This is a genomic window from Micromonospora sp. CNZ297, assembly GCF_007827625.1.
This window is the reverse complement of sequence record NZ_VISU01000003.1, coordinates 268,685-284,459: the sequence shown is the minus strand read 5'-3', so window position 1 is coordinate 284,459 and position 15,775 is coordinate 268,685. Positions and strand designations below refer to the sequence as shown.

The following is a 15,775-nucleotide window of genomic DNA, read 5'->3' as shown; positions in this document are numbered from 1 at the left end:
GCTCCTCTATGTTAATAGAAAATCACATCCCCGGATAACTCGAAACCTGCTTGTGCGCACCTCACGGGCCGGTGTTCAGGGCGATGTCCGGTCGAACCGGGAAGTGGTGCTAATGGAGAATCTCAGTAGACGAAGCGTCCTGACGCTCGGCGCCGCGCTGGGACTGGTAGCGGTGGCGGACGCCCCGAAGGCGTGGGCGTGGTCGTCGTCCGGCTCGATCGCCGGGACCGACACGGTCACCGACCCGTGGGACGTCTGGGACGACGACACCGACCCGCTCGTCGCCTCGATGCTGGACGCCGGTCAGATCCCGGCGGTGAACACCGCGTTCGCGTCCTGGATCCGCAACGGCGACGCGCTGCCCGTCGGCCTGCCCCCGGCGCTCACCACCTACCTGCGGCGGGTCAACACGCTGCCGTCCTGGGCCGACCAGGCCAAGCTGGACCGCGCCGCCCAGTTCAACAAGCGCATGAGCATGTACCTGTTCCTGCTCTACGGCCTGGGCAGCGGGATCATGAGCACGGTGATCCCGCGCGAGGCCCGCAACGTCTACTGGTCCGAGGGCGGCGCGGACATGAAGTCGCGCGCCGCGAAGACCTTCACCTACGGGTACGACCTGAGCGCCCCCGACGCGTTCAAGGCCACCGGCAGCTTCGTGGTCACCTCGCACAAGACGCGCCTCACCCACGCTGCCGTGCGGCACCTGCTGCCGCAGTCCGCGCCGTGGCGCGGCGTCACCGACCACCCGATCCCGATCAGCAACGGCGACATCCTCATCACCTTCCACAGCCTCGGCACGTACGTGCACCGCAAGCTGCTCGACTGGCGTCGCTGGGGACTGCGGATGTCGGCCGCGGAGGAGGAGGCCTACCTGCACATGTGGCAGGTCGCGCTGCACCTGCTCGGCGTGCGCGACGAGTTCATCCCGAACAGCTGGGCCGCCGCCGAGGAGCAGTCCCGGTACGCGCTGTCCCCGCTGCTCGCGCCGACACCCGAGGGCATCGATCTGGCCGACATCCTGCTGAACCTGACGTCCTCGGTGGACCTGGGCGTCACCCGGGGGTTCCAGCGGGAGTTCGCGCGCTACGTGCTCACCGACCGGATCGGCGACTGGCTGCGGCTGCCCCGCGACTACATCTCCCGGGGCGTGATCGAGGCCGGCTGGCCGACGTACGTGATGTTCCGCGAAGGGCTCTCGCCGCTCATGCCGGAGACGTTCGGCCTGTTCGACAGGTTCATCCGCGGGCTGGCGATGCTGTTCCTCAACAACGGCTCGTCCGCGTCGCACACCCCGATCACGATTCCGGTCATGAACCGGCCGGGCACCTGAGTCCGTGCCGGTTCAGAGCGTCAGGGCGCCGGTGACCAGCGCGGTGACCGCGTCCCGGTGGCCGGGCGAGTCCTGCCAGCGCAGGGCGCGCCCGGCCTCCACCGCCACGCCGAACCCGGCGTGCACGAGCAGCCGGGCCTGCCGCCGGTCCAGGTCCGGCCGGACCGCGCGCAACTGCTGCTCCCAGACCGCGATGTGCTCCCGCTGGGCGAGGATGAGGGGACGCCGTACGTCGTCCGGCAGGCCGGCCACCTCCGCCTCGGCGACGCTGTTGAGGGTGTTGTGCTCGAAGCAGTAGGCCACGTACGCCGCCGCCAGCGCGACCACCGCCTGCCGTGGGTCGGCCGCCCGCTGGAGGCTGCGGTCCACCGCCTGGGCGAGCAGTTCCGCCGCCTGGAGGCAGGCGGCCACGAGGATGTCCACCTTGCCGGGATAGTGGCGGTAGATCGCGGACGGTGCGAGCCCCACCGCCTGGGCGATCTGCGCGTTGGTGACTGTGGCGAACCCGTCCCGGGCGAACAGCGGTACGGCCGCGGCCAGGATCTCCGCACGCCGCGTCCGGGGCACCGGCTGGGCGGGCAGCTCGACCAGCCGCGCCGTCCCGGCAGCGGTGGCCGGATCGGTGGCCACCACCCGCATCGCGGACCGCAGCACCAGATCCTCGATCCGGCGCTGGGCGATCGAGGTGTGGTGCATGGTGACCGAACCGATCACACCGAGCGCGGCCACCGCCCGCAGGCGCTCGTCGGGCAGCGGGTACTCCCGCCGTACCATCTCGGTCACCCGGCCCACGACGTGGCCGAACTTCGCGCGGAGCAGGTGGCGGTCCGCGCGGCCGAGGTAGCGGGCCTCCCACCGGTAGAGGCCGCCGGAGGCGCGGTGCGCGACGGTGACCCGGGTGAGGGCCAGCAGCACGTCGGCCAGCGCCGCGTCCGGCGGCCACTCGTCGATGGCCCCGACCAGGTTGTCCACCATGACGTTGGCGCACTCGGCGAACAACGCGTACTTGTTCGGGAAGTGGCGGTACAGCGCGGGCGCGCTGATCCCGACCGCCGCGGCGATCTCCTCCATGGACGCGCCGTGGTAGCCGCGCTCGCTGAACACCTGCCCGGCCGACTCGACGATGACCTGTCTGCGGTTGCGGGGCCGGGTGGCCGCGGCCGGCCCGGTGGTCACCGGATCGTCCGGGCGGACGCGGACGGGCACGGGACCATGGGTGTCAGTCAACCACAGCGCCTCACGCCGCCCGCGCGCTCGCGGTGACGCCGGTCAGGCGTGCAGGACGGCGAGCGTGAGCCGGGCGGTCTGATCGTCGTAGCCGGCGGTGCGGTCGAAGCGGCCGAGCCGCCCGACGTCGGTGACGACGTTCAGCGCGGCGTGGACGAGCACGCGGGCGTCGGCGGCCGGCAGGTCCGGTCGTACCGCCCGGACCAGGCCCACCCACTCCTCGACGTGCAGCCGCTGCGCGCCGCGCAACTGGTGGCGGTCCCGGTCCGGCAGGTTGTTGTTCTCCGCCAGGTACACCGCGACCAGGTCGCTCTGGCCGAACGCGAAGTCGACGTAGGCGCGCACCACCCGGTGCAGCGCGTCGGCCGGGTCGCTCGCCTCGGCGATCGCCGCGGTGGTGGCCCCGGTGAGCCGGTCGGTGGCCCGGTAGTAGGCGGCCGCGAGCAGGTCGGCCTTGCCGGGGAAGTAGCGGTACACGCTGGACGCCTGCATGCCCGCGGCGCGGCCGATGTCCTCGACCGCGACTGCGTGGTAGCCGTGCCTGTGGAACAGGCGCATCGCCTCGATGAGCAGCAGTTCGCGCCGCGACGCCGGACGCACCGGCCCGGTGGCGGGCATGTCCTGCGGCGCGGTACGCCGCCGGAGCGGCACCGTCGGCGCGTCGGTCCGCAGCAGCGTCCAGGCGACCCGGGTGAGCAGGTGCTCGGTGTCGGCGCCGGTGGCCGCGGCCCGGTACGTGGTCACGCTGCCGAACGCGCTCAGCGCCGCATTCACCAGCAGGTCGGCCTGCGCGGTGGTCAGCTCGGGACGCAACTCGCGCAGCGGCGCGGCGACGCGGCCGACGAGCGTGGCCATCGAGACGGCGAACTCCTGCCGGTGCTCGGGCGTCAGGTAGCGGCCCTCCCACTGGTACAGCCCGGCCACCCGCCGCCTGCTCACCGCGACCTCGGCGAGCGCGCGCAGCAGTTCGTCGAGCAGCTCGTCGGCGTTACTCGCCGCCGGCTGTCCGGTCGCGGCGAGCAGGGCGCCGACGACCTCCCGGGTGGCGTGCACCAGGATCGCGTACTTGTTCGGGAAGTGCCGGTAGACGGCCGGCCCGCTGATGCCGACGGCGGCGGCGATCTCGTCCACCGAGACGCCGTGGTAGCCCCGCTCGCAGAACAACTCGGCCCCGGCGAGCGCGATCCGGGCCTTGCGGTCCTTGGGCCGTCTGACCGGTGCCGGGGCGGTGTCGCTGGCTGCTTGTCGCACAGCTACACGTTAGCGCCCCCTCGCGTACATCCGGTGACGCCCCTCGGCCGTTTCCCCGGCGGGGTCGGAGCCGGACAGCGCGGAACGCGTCTTGACAAGCGGCGGCAGGCTCAAGAAAAGTTAGGCGAAATTCGCATGCGGGTGAGCAATGAGGAGCTTGGCATGACGACCGATGCGTTCATCTACGACGCGTTGCGCACGCCGCGCGGGCGGGGCAAGCCGACCGGATCGCTGTACGGGGTGAAGCCGGTTTCGCTGATCACCGGCCTGATCGAGGAGACCCTGCGGCGGATGCCCGGCCTCGATCCGGCGCTGATCGACGACATCGTGCTCGGGGTGGTGTCCCCGCTCGGCGACCAGGGCGCCGACATCGCCCGGACCGCCGCCGTCGCCGCCGGCCTGCCCGACACGGTGGCCGGCGTCCAGCTCAACCGCTTCTGCGCCTCCGGGCTGGAGGCGGTGAACATCGCCGCGCAGAAGGTGCGCTCCGGCTGGGAGGATCTCGTCCTGGCCGGTGGCGTCGAGTCGATGTCGAGGGTGCCGATGGGCTCCGACGGCGGGGCGTGGGCGCTCGACCCGGAGGTCAACTTCACCACCGGGTTCGTGCCGCAGGGCATCAGCGCCGACCTCATCGCCACCATCGCCGGCTTCGACCGGGAGACGGTCGACGCGTACGCGCTCCAGTCGCAGGCGCGGGCCGCGAAGGCGTGGGCCAACGGCTACTTCGCCCGGTCCGTGGTGCCGGTACGCGACCGTAACGGGCTGACCGTGCTGGACCGGGACGAGCACATCCGGGCCGACTCGACGGCGGAGAGCCTCGGCGCGCTGCGCCCCTCGTTCGCCGAGATCGGTGAGAAGGCGGGCTTCGACGCGGTCGCGTTGCAGAAGTACCACTGGGTCGAGCGCATCGAGCACGTCCACACGGCGGGCAACTCCTCCGGCATCGTCGACGGCGCCGCGCTCGTCGCGATCGGCAGCGAGGCGGCAGGCGCCGCCGCCGGTCTCACCCCGCGCGCCCGCGTCGTGGCCACAGCGCTCAGCGGCGCCGACCCCACCATCATGCTCACCGGCCCGGCCCCGGCCGCCCGCAAGGCGCTCGCGAAGGCCGGTCTCGGCGTCGACGACCTCGACCTGGTGGAGATCAACGAGGCGTTCGCCGCGGTGGTCCTACGGTTCGTCGCCGACCTCGGCCTGAACCCGGACATCGTCAACGCCAACGGCGGGGCGATCGCGATGGGCCACCCGCTCGGCGCGACCGGCGCCATGATCCTCGGCACGCTCGTCGACGAACTGGAACGACGCGGCGGCCGCTACGGCCTGGCCACGCTCTGCGCGGGCGGCGGCATGGGCATCGCGACCGTGATCGAACGAATCTGAGGAGCACGAATGGCAAACACCATCCGGTGGGAGCACGGCGACGACGGCATCGTGCTGCTCACCCTCGACCACCCCGGCCGTTCGGCGAACGTGATGAACGCGGAGTTCGGCGCGAGCCTGGCGGCGACCGTGGACCGGCTCGAAGCCGAGCGTGACCGGATCACCGGCGTGATCGTCACCTCGGCCAAGAAGACGTTCTTCGCCGGCGGCGACCTGGAGACCCTGGTGCGGCTCACGCCCGCCGACGCCGAGGCGTCAGCGGCCGACGCGGCCGCGCTCAAGCAGGCCGTACGCCGGCTGGAGACGCTCGGCCGGCCGGTCGTCGCCGCCGTCAACGGATCGGCCCTCGGCGGCGGACTGGAACTGGCCCTGGGCTGCCACCACCGCATCGTGCTCGACGACCCGGCCATCGAGATCGGCTTTCCCGAGGTCACGCTCGGCCTGCTGCCCGGCTGCGGCGGCGTGGTGCGTACCGTCCGGCTGCTCGGCGTCACCGCCGCGCTGACCGACTGGCTGCTGCGCGGCCAGCGCCGCCGGCCGCAGGACGCGCTCGCGCACGGGCTGGTCGACGAGTTGGCCGCCGACCGGGACGCCCTGATGGCCGCCGCCCGTGAGTGGATCGCCGCCCACCCGGACGCGACCCAGCCGTACGACCGCAAGGACTACCGGATGCCCGGCGGCACCCCGTCCAGCCCTGGCCTCGCGGTGCAGTTGCCGGCCATGCCCGCGCTGCTGCGCAAGCAGCTCAAGGGCGCGCCCTACCCGGCGCCCCGCAACATCCTCGCCGCCGCCGTCGAGGGCGCCCAGGTGGACCTGGACACAGCGTTCGTCATCGAGGGGCGGTACTTCACCGAGCTGGCGACCGGCCAGGTCGCCAAGAACATGATCAAGGCGCTCTTCTTCGACCTCCAGACCGCCCGGTCCCGCACCGCCGGTGGCGACCACGAGCCGGTACGCAGCGTCGCCGTCGTCGGCGCGGGCATGATGGGCGCCGCCATCGCGTACGTCTGCGCCCGCGCCGGGATGCGGGTGGTGCTCAAGGACGTCACCGCCGAGGGTGCGGCGCGAGGCAAGGCGTACTCGGCGGGCCTGCTCGACAAGGCGGTCGCGCGGGGCCGGTCCACGCCGGAGAAGCGCGACGAGATCCTGGGCCGCATCCACGCCACCGGCGACCTCGCCGACCTGGCCGGCGTCGACCTCGCCATCGAGGCGGTCTTCGAGGACCCGGCGCTCAAGCACAAGGTGTACGCCGAGATCGAGCAGGTCGCGCCGGACGCGCTCATCGCCTCCAACACCTCCACGCTGCCCATCACGTTGCTGGCCGAGGGCGTCAGCCGGCCGGAGGAGTTCGTCGGGCTGCACTTCTTCTCCCCGGTGGACAAGATGCCGCTGGTCGAGGTGATCCGCGGGGAGCGGACCGACGAGGCCACGCTGGGCCGCGCGCTGGGCGTCGTCCGCCAGTTGCGCAAGACGCCGATCGTGGTCAACGACAGCCGGGGCTTCTTCACCAGCCGGGTCATCGGCACGTTCACCAACGAGGGCGTGGCGATGCTGGCCGAGGGCATCCCGGCGGCGACCGTCGAGCAGGCCAGCAGCCAGGCCGGCTATCCCGCGCCGGTCCTCGCGCTGATGGACGAGCTGACCCTCACCCTGCCCCGGAAGATCCGCCAGGAGACGGCCGCCGCGACAGTGGCCGCCGGGGGCACCTGGCAGCCGCACGCCGCCGACGCGGTGATCGACCGGATGATCGACGAGTGCGGCCGGACCGGACGCTCCGGCGGTGCCGGCTTCTACGACTACCGCGACGGGAAACGGGCCGGGCTGTGGCCGGGGCTGCGGGAGCAGTTCGGCGGCACGAACCTGGACACGCCCTTCGAGGACCTCAAGGAGCGGATGCTCTTCATCGAGGCGATCGAGTCGGTGCGGTGCCTGGACGAGGGCGTGCTGACCTCGGTGGCCGACGCCAACGTCGGCTCGATCCTGGGCATCGGCTACCCGAGCTGGACCGGTGGCGTCCTGCAGTACGTCAACCAGTACGACGGCGGGCTGCCGGGCTTCGTGGCCCGCGCCCGGGTGCTCGCAGAGCGCTACGGCGAGCGGTTCGACCCGCCGCCGTTGCTGACGGCCATGGCCGAGCGGGGCGAACGGTTCGAGTAGCGGCGGTCAGAGCGCGGCGGCGAGTCGCTGGGCGTTCATGTACGCGATGGCCTCCACGGAGATCATCGGGTTGACGCCCAGCGACCCCGGGAAGGTCGACGCGTCGGCGAGGACCAGGTTGGGGACCTCCCACGTCGCGCCGTCCGGCCGGGCCACCGACGTCGCCGCGCTGCCGCCCATCCGGGCCGCGCCCATGATGTGCAGGGCGGCCATGGCGACCTGCCCGGGCGCGGTCCCCAGCGTCTCGACGTGCCGGACGAACTCGTCGATGGAACCCGTGCCGCGTTCCCAGACCGGGCCGCGCTGGTGTCCGGACCAGAGCCGCAGCGCTCCGGCCGCCTCGACGATCCGGGCCGCGCCGGCGATCCCTGCTCGCAGATGGGCCGCGTCGTAGGGGGAAAGGCGGTAGTGCACCACCGGCTCGCCGTCGCGGCCGACCCGGACCTCACCGCTGTCGCGGTCGCGGGTGATCACGCCGACCCCGCCGAGGTGCGGCAGCGCGCGCATCCGGTCCAGATGCGCCCGTCCGCCCGTCCAGCTCATGAACGACACAGCGGTGGCCGGGTTGGTGGCGGCGGTCTCGTAGATGACGCCGTAGCCGCGGCCGTCGAGATCGGCGTGTTCGGTGGAGTACCGGGTCTGCATCCCGCCCTCCCACGGCCGCACCTCCTCGGCGAACACGCCCCACACGCCGGTCGCGGGATGCAGGTGCAGGTGCCGGCCGATGTTCGGGTTGGTGAGCCCGGAGCGGCGGAGCAGGGCGGGTGTCTGCACGCTGCCGGCCGCGACCACCACGGCGCGGGCGCGTACGGCGACCGGGTGCCCGTCCGCGGTGTGGCCGGTCACGCCCGTCGCCCGGCCCGCTTCGACGGTGACGGTCCGCACGTCGACGCCGACGACGAGCCGCGTACCGGCGCGCTCCGCGTCGGCCAGCCAGGTCTTCGTCGCGGACCGTTTGGCGCCGATCCGGCAGCCCAGGCCGCAGCGCCCGCACTCGACACCGGTGTCGCAGCCGTCGACGTTGCGGGGCATCTCGTCGACGTGCCAGCCCAGGCGGTTCAGTCCGCGCTCCATCAGCGCGTCCCGGGAGGAGATCCGGCCGTGCTCGCGGTTGACGCCCAGCCTCGACCACACCGCGTCGAGGCAGCTGTCGTACTCGTCGGTGGCGAACTGCGGCACGCCGAGCGCGGCCCACTCCTCGCGTACCCGGGCCGGGGTGGGGAACGACGTGGTGTAGTTCACCACTGTGCCCCCGCCGAGGCACTGCCCCTGGAGGAGGCTGAGCTGGCCCTCGGCGGTGGCGGCGGGGCCCGGGGCGTAGAGCCGGGACAGTCCGGACAGCTCCCCGCCGTCGAAGTCCCGGTCGTCGTAGTAGCCGCCCTTCTCGACGACGACCACGTCCAGGCCGTGCCCGGCGAGGACCGCGGCGGCAGTGCCGCCGCCGGCGCCGGATCCGACGACGACGTCGCAGTCCAGCGTGGTCGGCGCGGACGGGTGGACCGGGGCCAGCGGCGGCGCGGGCGCGTCGGGCCGGACCCCGAGCGGTCCGGGGTAGCCGATGGCGTCCCACACGGGCGAGTGCCCGGCCGGCCCCGGCGTCAGGTAGTAGGAGAGGGTGGCGGCGCCCTTGAGCGCCTGGAACAGCGCCCGTTTGGCGGTGATCCGCGAGTGGGCCAGCGCGAGCAGCGTCTTCTCCCGGCGCTCCTGCGACTGCCGGGAGAACGGCCGCGCGGAACCGCCGAGGACGAACTGGGTGGCGGGGGAGTCCCACCGGTCCAGCAGCCGCAGGAACTGCCGGACCTCGGCGGCGCGCGGATTGTGCAGGACGAGTGCGGCCATCACCTCGGTCGCGCCGAGCCGGCTGGCCGACGGGATCCCGGCGCCGTCACCCGGCGCGAACGTGTCGCAGATGCTCGCCAGGGCGGCGCGCTGGCGGTCGGACAGGTGCACGGTGCCTCCGATCGACCGAAGGGCCGGGTGGGTCAGGACATCTGCTCGGACAGGCCGTACGTCTTGGCGATGATCTCGCGCTGGATCTCGCTGGCGCCGCCGTACACGGTGGACACGATCGCCGAGCGGACCAGGCGTTCCATGTCGAACTCGGTGGTGTAGCCGTAGCCGCCCATCATCTGCATCGCGTCCAGCGCGACGCGCCGGGCCGTCTCGGTGGCCTTGAGCTTCGCCATCGAACTCTCCCGGGGCAGCACCGTGTCCGGTGCCTTGTCGACCTTCGCGGCGGTGTCGTAGACGAGCAGCCGGGCGCACTCGATCTCGGTGGCCAGGTCGGCCAGGCGGTGCCGGATCACCTGAAACGATCCGATCGGCCGGCGGAACTGGCGGCGGTCCTTCACGTACGCCACCACGTCGTCGAACGCGCGCCGGGCGATGCCGAGCACCACGCTGGCGAGGATCAGCCGTTCCATGTTGAGCCCGGCCATCAGCTGCCGCCAGCCGTGGTCGACCCGGCCGACCACCGCGTCGGCGGGCAGCACGCAGTCGGTGAAGTAGAGGTCGTTGACCTCGCGGCCGCCCATGGTGTCGATGCCGGACACGGTCAGGCCGGGCGCGCCGGCCGGGACCAGGAACATGGTCAGGCCCTGGTGGTCGCCGGCCCGGCCCGAGGTGCGCGCGACGAGCAGGATGTGCTCGGCCAGGTGGGCGTTCGAGCACCACGTCTTCTGCCCGTTGACCACCCACCCGTCGCCGCGCCGCTCGGCCCGGCAGCTCAGGTTCGCCACGTCGGAGCCGGCCTCGGGCTCGGACATCGCGACCGCCTCGACCACGCCGCGGGCCACGCCGCTGAGGATCAGCTTCTTCTGCTCCGGCGTGCCGAACCGCTGGTACGTGGCGGCGACGATGATCGAGGTGGTGAACCCGCCGATGGGCGCCATCGCCCGGCTGGTCTCCTCCAGGAACAGGCACAGCTCCGTCATGCCGGCGCCGCCGCCGTCGAACTCCTCCGGCAGCGACAGGCCGAGCCAGCCGAGTTCGGCCATCTTCCGGTACAGCTCCGGGCTGTGCGGTTCCCGCCCGCCGTCGGTGAGACGGTGCCGTTGCTCGCGGCGGCAGAAGTCCCGCACCGCCTCGACAAGTGACAGTTGCTCGTCGCTCCACTCCACCGCGGTACCTCCAGCGCATCGTGAGGGATTGACAGCAAGGCTAAACTATCGAATATCAAATGTCAGGAGGCCGCCGATGACGTCCCTCGTTGAGCACCCCCGCCGGCTGCGCGTCGTCGACCCGGTGACAGGTGAGCACCGCGCCGACTACGACATCGCCGACGACGCCGCCGTACGCGCCGCCGTGACGCGGGCCCGCGAGGCGGCCGGCTGGTGGGCCGGGCTGGACGCCAGGCAGCGCCGCCGGCACCTGCTGGCGTACAAGGCGGCGGTCGCCGGTGGCATCGAGGAGCTGGCCGGGATCGTCCGGAGCGAGACCGGCAAGAGCCTCGCCGGGGCCCAGCTCGAGGTGATGCTCGCCGTCGAGCACCTGGACTGGGCGGCCCGGCACGCCGGGCGGGTGCTCAGGCGGCGGTCGGTCTCCTCCGGCCTGCTCGCGTTCAACCAGGCCGCCTCGGTCGAGTACGTGCCGTACGGCGTGGTCGGCGTGATCGGGCCGTGGAACTACCCCGTCTACACGCCGATGGGTGCGGTGTCGCACGCGCTCGCCGCCGGCAACGCGGTGGTGTTCAAGCCCAGCGAGTTCACCCCGGGCGTCGGGGTGTGGCTGGCCGAGCGCTGGCACGAGCTGCTTCCCGACCACCCGGTCCTCCAGGTGGTCACCGGCGACGGCACGACCGGCGCCGCGCTGTGCCGCGCCTCGGTCGACAAGATCGCGTTCACCGGGTCGGCAGCGACCGGGCGCGCCGTCATGGCCGCCTGCGCCGAGAGCCTGACACCGGTGGTGATCGAGGGCGGCGGCAAGGACGCGCTGATCGTCACCGCCGACGCCGACCTCGACGCGGCAGCGCAGGCGGCGGTCTTCGGCGGACTCGGCAACGCCGGGCAGACGTGTGCCGGCGTCGAGCGCGTCTACGTCGAACGGTCCGTCTACGAGCCGTTCCTGGCCACGCTCACCGAGTTGGCGCGGCAGGTCCGGCCGGGTGCCGAGCCGGACGCGCCGTACGGGCCGATGACCACGCCCACCCAACCCGAGGTCGTCCGGCGCCACGTCACCGACGCGCTCGACCGGGGCGGCCGGGCGGTGGTCGGTGACGCGGCTTCGGTCCGGCCCCCGTTCGTGGAGCCGGTCGTGCTGACCGACGTGCCCGAAGACAGCACCGCCGTCACCGAGGAGACGTTCGGCCCGGTGCTCGTCGTCAACCCGGTGGCCGACGCGGACGAGGCGGTACGCCGCACGAACGCGACCAGCTACGGGCTCTCCGGCTCGATCTTCACCCGCGACCGCCGTCGTGGCCTGGCGCTCGCCGGGCGGCTGCGGGCCGGCGCGGTGTCGGTCAACTCGGTGCTGGGGTACGCGGGCGTGCCGTCACTGCCCTTCGGCGGCGTGGGCGACTCGGGGTTCGGGCGGATCCACGGCGCGGACGGCCTGCGCGAGTTCGCCCGGGCGCGATCGGTGACGTGGCAGCGGTTCCGGCCGCTGATCGAGGTGATGACGCTTCAGCCGTCCGCCGCCGCGATGAAGCGCTCGCTGGCGATGTTCGCGTGGCGTCATGGCCGCCGGTGACTCACTCGTTCCACACGCCCAGGCCGTCCAGGTGCTTGACCAGCCGCTCCGCGCCGTCGGTGAAGTGCCGGGCCATGACCGGCCGGACCGCCTCCGGGTCGCCCGCCGCGAGCGCGTCGAGCAGCGCCTCGTGATCGGCGACCATGCCGGCCCGCCACTCCGCGTCCGCGGCGTAGAACCGCGACGGCGTGTAGCGGGTCACGGTGCGCAGCAGCCAGGACAGCTTGCGTGCGTCGGCGAGCCGGTTGATCCGGCGGTGGAACTCGTATTCGAGCTGCTCGACCCGGCTGACCTGCCGGGCCTGGGCGGCGCGGCGCAGCCGCTCGTGCTGCTGCCGCAGGTCGTCGAGCTGCTCCGGGGTGATGCTGACGGCTACCCGGGCGGCCAGCTCACCGGCGATGTGGCCCTGGAGGCTGAACACGTCGATGATGTCCTGCCGCGACAGCGGCGCCACCACGTGCCCGCGACGCGGTTGCAGCTCGACCATGTCCTCCGCGCGCAGCATCAGCAGCGCCTCGCGTACCGGTGTGATGCTCAGCCCGGTCTCCTGGGCGACCTCTTCGAGCCGGATGCGTTCGCCGGGGCGCAGCTGGCCGGACATGATCCGGTCGCGCAGCAGGCTCGCCACGGTCTCGGAGAGCTGGGGCTGAGAGACGTTCTGGATCCTGCCGCGGTCCGCCACCAGCCCAGAGTATCAAATGTCAAATGTCAGAACAGGAGCGCCGATGAGCTCGACCGTGCCGGAGTCCGAACCGGCCGGCGCCGGACTGCGGGCCGCCACCAGAGACGGCGTCCGCACCATCTGGTTCGACCGGCCCGACCGGCGCAACGCGATGTCGCTGGAGATGTTCCGCGACTACTACGCGGCCCTGGTGGCGGCGGACGCCGACCCGGAGGTCCGGGCGGTCGTGGTCACCGGCTCCGGTGACTGGTTCTGCTCCGGCGCCGACCCGGAGGCGCTCGCCGCGCTGCTCGACGAACGCAACCGCGACCTGCTCGCCGGCGAGTTCGGCTTCCCGCCGCACCTGCCGCTGACGCTCGGCACGCCGATCGTCGCCGCGATGAACGGCGGCGCGGCCGGCCTCGGCCTGGTCCACCCGCTCTACGCCGACGTGCGGTTCATGGCGGCGGAGGCGCGCCTGTCCACCTCGTTCAGCCGGCTCGGCCTCGTCGCCGAGTACGGCAGCGCCTGGCTGCTGCCCCGGCTCGTGGGCGTCGGCGCCGCGCTGGACCTGCTGTTGTCCGGCCGCAAGGTCGACGCGGCGGAGGCGTTCCGGATCGGGCTTGTGCAACGCGTGCTCCCGCGCGACGAGGTGCTGGCCGAGGCGCAAGCGTATGCCGCGGCCCTGGCCGAACACTGCTCACCGGCCTCCATGGCGGTGATCCGGCGGCAGGTGTGGTCGGGTGCGGAGACCGGCGCCGCCGAGGCCGCCGCCGACGCGATCCGCCTCATGGTCGAGTCGCTGGCCGGCGCCGACTTCGGCGAGGCCCTGCTCAGTCGGGCCCAGGGCCGCGCACCCCGCTTCGCCCCACGGGGCGGCGCGTGAGCGGCCCGCTCGCCGGCGTCCGGGTCGTGGAACTGGCCGGGATCGGACCCGGCCCGTTCGCCGCCATGCTGCTGGCCGACCTCGGCGCCGACGTGGTGCGCGTCGACCGGCCCGAGCCCGGCACGCTCCCGGCCGGCGACCCCGGGCGGAACCTGCTCAACCGGGGCAAGCGCTCGGTCGTGGTGGACCTGAAGCACCCCGACGGCGCCGAGGTGGTCCTCGCGCTGGCCGGCCGGGCCGCGATCCTGATCGAGGGCTGGCGCCCCGGCGTGGCCGAACGGCTCGGCGTCGGACCGCAGGCCGCGCTGGCCCGCAACCCGGGCCTGGTGTACGGGCGGATGACCGGGTGGGGACAGGACGGGCCGCTGGCCCGCGCCGCGGGCCACGACATCGGCTACATCGCGGTGGCCGGGGCGCTGCACCCGATCGGCCGCGCCGGCGGGCCGCCGCAGATCCCGCTCAACCTGGTCGGCGACTTCGGCGGCGGCGCGCTCTACCTGGTCGTCGGCATCCTGGCCGCGCTGCACGTGGCGGGTGCCACCGGCCGTGGGCAGGTCGTCGACGCCGCCATCGTGGACGGCGCGGCCCACCTCACCACCCCGTTCGCCGGGCTGCTCGCGCAGGGCGCCTGGCGGCCCGAGCGGGGCCGCAACCTGCTCGACGGCGGCGCGCCGTTCTACGACGTGTACGCCACCGCCGACGGCGGGCACATGGCTGTGGGCGCGCTGGAACCCCAGTTCTACGCCGAACTGCTGCGGCTGCTCGGGCTCGCAGGCGCGGACCTGCCGGCACAGCACGACGTGGCCGGATGGCCGGTGCTGCGCGCCCGCTTCGCCGAGGTGTTCGCCGGCCGTACCCGCGACGAGTGGACAGCGGTGTTCGACGGCACCGACGCGTGCGTCGCGCCGGTGCTGTCGCTCACCGAGGCGCCGGGCCACCCGCACCTGGCGGCGCGCGGCACGTACGAGGAGCACTTCGGCGTCCGGCAGCCGGCCGTGGCGCCCCGCCTGTCCGGGACACCCGGCCGGGTCGGCGGCCCGCCGCCCGCGCCCGGCGCCGACACCGAGCCCGTCCTCACCGACTGGGGACTGGGCGCACACCTACCGCGATGGCTGGACGACGGCGTCGTCGGCCGGAAGCAGGGAGCAGCGTACTGATGCGTATCGGGACGACACTGGCGTACGCCGCCGACCCCAGAAGCGGCGCCGACGACGTGGCCGCCTGGGAACAGGACGGCCTGGACGTGGTCTGGGTGTCCGAGGCGTACGGCTTCGACGCGCCCACCGTGATGGGTTACCTCGCCGCCCGGACGAGCCGGGTCCACATCGGCTCCGCGATCCTGCCGATCTTCTCGCGTACCCCGGCTCTGCTCGCGCAGACCGCCGCGGGCCTGGACGCGATGTCCGGTGGCCGGGCCATCCTCGGCCTCGGCGCGTCCGGACCGCAGGTGATCGAGGGATGGCACGGCGTCGCGTACGACCGGCCGCTGGCCCGCACCCGCGAGGTGATCGACATCTGCCGGCGGGTGTGGCGGCGCGAGACGCTGACGAACGACGGCCTCTACCGGCTGCCGCTGCCGCCCGGCGAGGGCACCGGACTGGGCAAGCCGCTGAAGATCCTCACCCACCCGGTCCGCGACCGGATCCCGATCCACGTGGCGAGCCTCGGTGACCGGAACGTCCGGATGACCGCCGAGATCGCCGACGGGTGGCTGCCGTTCCTCTACGATCCGCAGCGCGCGGGCGACGTCTGGGGTGCCGCGCTGGCGGCCGGCCGGGCGAAACGGCCGGCTGACCTCGGGCCGCTGGAGGTGGTGGCCGGCGGGCCGCTGGCGATCGGCCCGGACGTGACCGGGCTGCGCGACCTCGCCCGGCCGCTGATCGCCCTGTACGTGGGCGGGATGGGCGCCAAGGGCCGCAACTTCTACCACGACCTTCTGTGCCGCTACGGCTACGCCGCCGAGGCGGACCGCATCCAGGAGCTCTACCTGGACGGCCGCAAGGCCGAGGCCGCCGCCGCGGTGCCGGCGGAACTGCTGGAACGCACCAGCCTGATCGGACCGGAGAGCTACGTGCGTGACCGGGTCCAGGAGTACCGCGACGCGGGCGTGACGATCCTCAACGTCGCGCCGCTGGGCGAGGACCCCCGGCGTCTCGTCGCCGCCGTCGCGGACATGGCCCGGTAGCGCAGGGGAGGAGCC

Annotated in this window: 12 protein-coding genes; 7 read left to right on the top strand and 5 right to left on the bottom strand. The window is 73.2% G+C overall.

Annotation, left to right across the window (positions count from 1 at the left end; all coding sequences use genetic code 11):
* Positions 1 to 112: 112 nt before the first annotated feature.
* The gene (locus FB454_RS07585) at positions 113 to 1,330 is read left to right on the top strand and encodes an oxygenase MpaB family protein (RefSeq protein WP_030270420.1); all 1,218 of its coding nucleotides are present in this window, start codon (positions 113 to 115) and stop codon (positions 1,328 to 1,330) included.
* A gap of 12 nt (positions 1,331 to 1,342) precedes the next feature.
* On the opposite strand, the gene FB454_RS07580 is transcribed toward FB454_RS07585, so the two are convergent.
* Both FB454_RS07580 and FB454_RS07575 read right to left on the bottom strand, forming a co-directional pair.
* Positions 1,343 to 2,536 (bottom strand): TetR/AcrR family transcriptional regulator, encoded by a 1,194-nt coding sequence (locus tag FB454_RS07580; RefSeq protein WP_232236646.1) that lies wholly within the window; start codon positions 2,534 to 2,536, stop codon positions 1,343 to 1,345.
* A 63-nt stretch (positions 2,537 to 2,599) separates the two neighbouring features.
* Positions 2,600 to 3,808: a TetR/AcrR family transcriptional regulator gene (locus FB454_RS07575; protein WP_030270417.1), complete on the bottom strand. Its 1,209-nt coding sequence runs from the start codon at positions 3,806 to 3,808 to the stop codon at positions 2,600 to 2,602.
* Positions 3,809 to 3,970: 162 nt separating this feature from the next.
* Here FB454_RS07575 and FB454_RS07570 point away from each other — a divergent pair, with 162 nt between their 5' ends.
* On the top strand, positions 3,971 to 5,185 hold the full coding sequence (locus tag FB454_RS07570) for an acetyl-CoA C-acetyltransferase (RefSeq protein WP_013285318.1): 1,215 nt from the start codon (positions 3,971 to 3,973) through the stop codon (positions 5,183 to 5,185).
* Between the two features lie 9 nt (positions 5,186 to 5,194).
* Entirely contained in the window at positions 5,195 to 7,342 is a 2,148-nt protein-coding gene (locus FB454_RS07565; protein ID WP_145822705.1) for a 3-hydroxyacyl-CoA dehydrogenase NAD-binding domain-containing protein, read from the top strand.
* A 6-nt stretch (positions 7,343 to 7,348) separates the two neighbouring features.
* Here the strand turns inward: FB454_RS07565 and FB454_RS07560 are convergent, their stop codons facing one another.
* Together FB454_RS07560 and FB454_RS07555 are read right to left on the bottom strand one after the other, a co-directional pair.
* On the bottom strand, positions 7,349 to 9,292 hold the full coding sequence (locus FB454_RS07560) for a GMC family oxidoreductase N-terminal domain-containing protein (RefSeq protein WP_145822704.1): 1,944 nt from the start codon (positions 9,290 to 9,292) through the stop codon (positions 7,349 to 7,351).
* A 32-nt stretch (positions 9,293 to 9,324) separates the two neighbouring features.
* Positions 9,325 to 10,461, bottom strand: coding sequence for an acyl-CoA dehydrogenase family protein (locus tag FB454_RS07555; RefSeq protein WP_145822703.1), 1,137 nt, complete (start codon positions 10,459 to 10,461; stop codon positions 9,325 to 9,327).
* Between the two features lie 76 nt (positions 10,462 to 10,537).
* On the opposite strand from FB454_RS07555, the gene FB454_RS07550 reads away from it, so the two are divergent.
* Positions 10,538 to 12,028: an aldehyde dehydrogenase family protein gene (locus FB454_RS07550; protein ID WP_145822702.1), complete on the top strand. Its 1,491-nt coding sequence runs from the start codon at positions 10,538 to 10,540 to the stop codon at positions 12,026 to 12,028.
* Between the two features lies 1 nt (position 12,029).
* Here the strand turns inward: FB454_RS07550 and FB454_RS07545 are convergent, their stop codons facing one another.
* Positions 12,030 to 12,710 carry a GntR family transcriptional regulator gene (locus tag FB454_RS07545; protein WP_013285323.1) on the bottom strand — a complete coding sequence of 227 codons (681 nt, stop codon included), beginning with the start codon at positions 12,708 to 12,710 and terminating at the stop codon, positions 12,030 to 12,032.
* A 43-nt stretch (positions 12,711 to 12,753) separates the two neighbouring features.
* Between FB454_RS07545 and FB454_RS07540 the strand changes: the two genes are divergently transcribed.
* From FB454_RS07540 to FB454_RS07530, 3 genes are read left to right on the top strand one after another with little or no spacing between them, the layout of a single operon-like run.
* Positions 12,754 to 13,575: an enoyl-CoA hydratase-related protein gene (locus FB454_RS07540; RefSeq protein WP_145822701.1), complete on the top strand. Its 822-nt coding sequence runs from the start codon at positions 12,754 to 12,756 to the stop codon at positions 13,573 to 13,575.
* On the top strand, positions 13,572 to 14,732 hold the full coding sequence (locus FB454_RS07535; RefSeq protein WP_145822700.1) for a CaiB/BaiF CoA transferase family protein: 1,161 nt from the start codon (positions 13,572 to 13,574) through the stop codon (positions 14,730 to 14,732). Before FB454_RS07540 ends, FB454_RS07535 begins: the two co-directional genes overlap by 4 nt.
* Positions 14,732 to 15,760 (top strand): LLM class F420-dependent oxidoreductase, encoded by a 1,029-nt coding sequence (locus FB454_RS07530; RefSeq protein ID WP_013285326.1) that lies wholly within the window; start codon positions 14,732 to 14,734, stop codon positions 15,758 to 15,760. Before FB454_RS07535 ends, FB454_RS07530 begins: the two co-directional genes overlap by 1 nt.
* The last annotated feature ends 15 nt before the right edge of the window (positions 15,761 to 15,775 follow it).